A 4,114-nucleotide genomic window follows, 5' to 3' on the forward strand; every position below is an offset into this window, starting at 1 on the left:
CAGCACCGGCGCCATCCAGGGCCCGAAGCGCCGCTTGCGCGGGCGGCCGCGGGCATCGCGCCCCAGCGGCAGGATCGGCGGCGCGAGGTGATAGTTCACCTTGAAATCGCCCTCGAATTCCCGCGCCAGCGCTTCGGCGAACCCCGTGCGGCTGTGCAGCCGCGCCACCTCGTATTCGTCCTTGATCGCCATCAGCCGGAACAGTGACACCGCCGCCGCCTGCACCAGCTCGTCGGGCAGCACATCGCGCAACGCCGCAATCCGGGTGCGATACCGCGCGGCATAGGCGGCGTCCTGATAGTCGGTCAGGAAGGCGACTCGCGTTTCGATCACCGCATCCAGCGTCGGCGGCGCCGCCGGCGCCGGGGCGGCCAGCGCCTCGGGCCGGGCGGCCATCACCCGCCCCAGATCGAAGGCGCGGGTGTTTTTCTCCACCGCCACCCCGTTCAGCAGGATCGCCTGTTTCAGCGTGCCCTCGCTGACCGGCACCAGCCCCTTCTGCCAGGCAAAGCCCAGCATCATCACATTGGCAAACACGCTTTCGCCCATCAAGCGTTCGGCCAGCGCGTTGGCATCAAAGGCGGCCAGGTTTTCCGCCCCGACCGCGCCGGCGATCACCTGCTCCCGGGCGCCGATCTTCAGGTCGGCATCGCGGTTCAGCACCAGGTCGCCGGTCGGCATTGCCGCGGTGTTCAGCACCATACGGCTGCCGTTACGGTAATGCGCCGAGGCCTTGGGCGAAGAGGACACCACCACATCGCAGCCGATCACCGCATCGGCCGCGCCGTTGCCGATCCGCACCTGCTGGATCGCCTCGGGTGTCGCGCCCAGGCGGAGATAGCTGAGCACGGTGCCGAATTTCTGCGCAAAACCGGTGAAATCCAGCACGCTGGCGCCGCGCCCTTCCAGATGCGCCGCCATGGTGATCAGCGCCCCCACCGTCACCACCCCGGTGCCGCCCACGCCGGTGACCAGCAGATCATAGGGCGTGTCGAGCCGGGGCAGTTCGGGCGCCGGCAGCTCTGCCAGCAGCGCCGGAAGATCCACATCTGCGCCGGATTTGCGCCGCCGCTTGGCACCGGTCACGGTGACAAAGCTGGGGCAGAACCCGTTGAGACAGGAAAAATCCTTGTTGCAGGTGCTGAGGTTGATCCGCCGCTTGCGGCCGAACTCGGTTTCCACCGGCTCGACGCTCAGGCAGTTGCTTTCGACCGAACAATCGCCGCAGCCCTCGCAGACCAGTTCGTTGATAAAGGCAAAGGTGTCCGGGTCTTCCAGCGTGCCGCGCTTGCGGCGGCGGCGCTTTTCGGTGGCGCAGGTCTGTTCGTAGATCAGCACCGACACGCCCTTGACCTCGCGCAATTCGCGCTGCAGCGGGTCCATGTCCCCGCGCGGGTGAAAGGTGGTGCCCGGCGGGAAATCGGCCTTGGCGAACTTGCCGATATCGTCGCTGGCCAGGGCGATCCGCTCGACCCCCTCGGCGCGGGCGTTCCAGGCGATGCCCTGCACGCTGACCGGGCCGTCGACCGGCTGGCCGCCGGTCATCGCGACGGCGTCATTGTAGAGGATCTTGTAGGTGATATTGGCCCCGGCGGCGACCGCCTGCCGGATCGCCAAGGAGCCGGAGTGATACCAGGTGCCCTCGCCCAGGTTCTGGAACAGATGCTTGCCGCCGTTGAATTTTGACGCCACCACCCAGGGCACGCCCTCGCCCCCCATCTGGGCATAGCCGCCGGTATTGCGGTTCATCCAGCTGGCCATCACGTGACAGCCGATCCCGCTCATCGCGCGGCTGCCCTCGGGCACCTTGGTCGAGCTGTTATGCGGACAGCCCGAGCAGAAATAGGGCGTGCGCGTCGCCCCCGGCACCGACAGCACCGGCGGCGCCACCTGCCTCAGCGCCTTGGCCTTGGCCGGCAGGTTCTCGTCAGGGAAAAACCGGTCCAGCCGCTCGGCCACGATCGGCACTAGGTCCAGCGGGCTCAGCTCGCCGGTCCAGGGCACCAGGTCGTGGGTCGCGGCCGCGTCATGTTTGCCCACCATCTTCTCGGGCTTGTGGCCCGGCCAGTCATAGAAATATTCCTTGAACTGGCTTTCGATGATGCCGCGTTTTTCCTCCACCACCAGGATCTCGCGTTTCTCCTTGACGAAATCCAGCGCGTCGCGCCGCGCCAGCGGCCAGACCATGCCGACCTTGTAGATGTCGATGCCCAGCCGCCGGCAGGCCGCCTCGTCCAGCCCCAGCAGGCGCAGCGCCTCCATCAGGTCCAGATGCGCCTTGCCGGTGGTGACAAAGCCGTAATGCGCCTCTTCGATGTCATAGATGCGCCGGTCGATCGGGTTGGCTTCGACAAAGGCCTCGACCGCGTGCAGCTTGTGGCCGATGCGGGTTTCGATTTCGGGGCTGGGCAGATCGGCGGGGCGCACATGCAGCCCGCCGGGCGGCAGGTCAATCTCGGGCAGGACAAAGGCACGGTCCGGCGGCAGCTGCACCGAGCGGCCGGATTCCACCGTTTCCGAGATCGCCTTGAACCCGACCCAGGTGCCGGAATAGCGCGACAGGGCAAAGCCGTATTCGCCAAAGCTGAGATATTCTTCCACCGTGGCAGGGTTCAGCGTCGGCATGAACCAGGTCATGAAGGCGACGTCGGACTGGTGCGGCATCGAAGAGGAGACACAGCCGTGATCGTCCCCCGCCACCACCAGCACCCCGCCCTTGGGCGAAGAGCCATAGGCATTGCCGTGGCGCAGCGCATCGCCCGACCGGTCGACCCCCGGCCCCTTGCCGTACCACATCGAAAACAGGCCATCATACTGGCAATCGGGATCCAGCACCGCCTGCTGCGCACCCAGCACCGCGGTGGCGCCCAGATCCTCGTTCACCGCCGGCATGAAGGTGATCTGCGCCGCCTTCAGCCGCTCGCGTTCGCGCCACAGTTCCAGGTCCAGCCCGCCCAGCGGCGAGCCGCGATAGCCCGAGATGAAGCCGCCGGTGTTCAACCCGGCGGCGCGGTCGCGGCGGGCCTGGTCCAGCATGATGCGGGCCAGCGCCTGGGTGCCGGTCAGGAATACCCGGCCGCTGTCGCGGTCATAGCGGTCGGACAAGGCATAGCTGCGGAAATCGGGTTTTGGCTCGGACATGTCGGTAATCCCTTGGCTGTCGAGAAATGATACCACAGGGGGATGGATTTTCTTGCCAGCTTGCGCCACTACTGCGGGGTACGTGAAATGTAATTCCACCAGACCCGCGCAAAATGAAACGATGACCCAAATCGATCTTGACAGCCGCGACCGCAAACTGCTTGCCCTGCTGGAACAGGATTGCCGGATGTCACATGCCGATCTGGCCGAGCGCGTGGGCATGTCCACCTCGGCCTGCTGGCGGCGCATCCGCGCGTTTGAAGAGGCCGGGCTGATCGAACGTTATGCCGCCATCCTGCGGCCCGAGGCGCTGGGGGACAGTTTCCACGCCATCGTGCATGTGCAGCTGACGCGGCACGAGCCGGCGCATCTGGCCGATTTCATCCGGGCCATCACCAGCCGCGAAGAGGTGCGCGAATGTTATGCCACCACCGGGCAGGCAGATTACCACCTGCGCATCCGCTGCCGCGATATCGACGCCTATAACCGGTTCCTGGAACAATTCCTGTTCACCATGCCGGCGGTCAGCAGCGCGCAGACCAATGTGGTGCTGCGCGACCTCAAACGCTGACGGCACTTACTTGAAATCCATCGGCAGGTTGAAGGCATAGCTGGCCTGGGTCAGCTCATCCGGGGCGGCCGGCACCCGGCCGGTGCGCGAAATGGCGGTCATCGCCGCCTGGTCGAAGGCGGGATTGCCTGACGAGCGCGCGATCCCGGCGCCTGAAATCCGCCCGTCGCGCGTGACCGTGATGCGCACCACCACCCGGCCCGAACCGCGCGCGCCCCGGGGGAAGCGTTTTTGCCGTTCGATCCGCGAACGGATGCGCGCGCCCCAAACCGACATCAGCTGTGCCTCCTGCGCGCGGCCCAGGGTCTTGACGGTGGAACTGCCCGAGGTGCCGGCCTGCTGGGTGCCGCCGCTGCCCGCTGCTTTCTGGGCCTGCGAGGCCGCCGAGGCCTGCCGCTGTTG

At 66.6% G+C, this 4,114-nt stretch carries 3 protein-coding genes; 1 reads left to right on the top strand and 2 read right to left on the bottom strand.

What is annotated here, in order from left to right; translation table 11 throughout:
- A partial coding sequence (locus tag CVM52_RS24130) for an indolepyruvate ferredoxin oxidoreductase family protein (protein ID WP_100164857.1) occupies nt 1-3,141 on the bottom strand: 3,141 nt, incomplete at its 3' end.
- Nucleotides 3,142-3,262: 121 nt separating this feature from the next.
- Here CVM52_RS24130 and CVM52_RS24135 point away from each other — a divergent pair.
- Nucleotides 3,263-3,712 carry an Lrp/AsnC family transcriptional regulator gene (locus tag CVM52_RS24135; RefSeq protein ID WP_100164858.1) on the top strand — a complete coding sequence of 150 codons (450 nt, stop codon included), beginning with the start codon at nt 3,263-3,265 and terminating at the stop codon, nt 3,710-3,712.
- A 6-nt stretch (nt 3,713-3,718) separates the two neighbouring features.
- Here CVM52_RS24135 and CVM52_RS24140 read toward each other — a convergent pair.
- The coding region (locus CVM52_RS24140) for an energy transducer TonB (RefSeq protein ID WP_133119970.1) at nt 3,719-4,114 on the bottom strand (396 nt) is incomplete at its 5' end.

This window comes from Pseudooceanicola lipolyticus, from assembly GCF_002786325.1.
Taxonomy (GTDB): domain Bacteria; phylum Pseudomonadota; class Alphaproteobacteria; order Rhodobacterales; family Rhodobacteraceae; genus Pseudooceanicola_C; species Pseudooceanicola_C lipolyticus.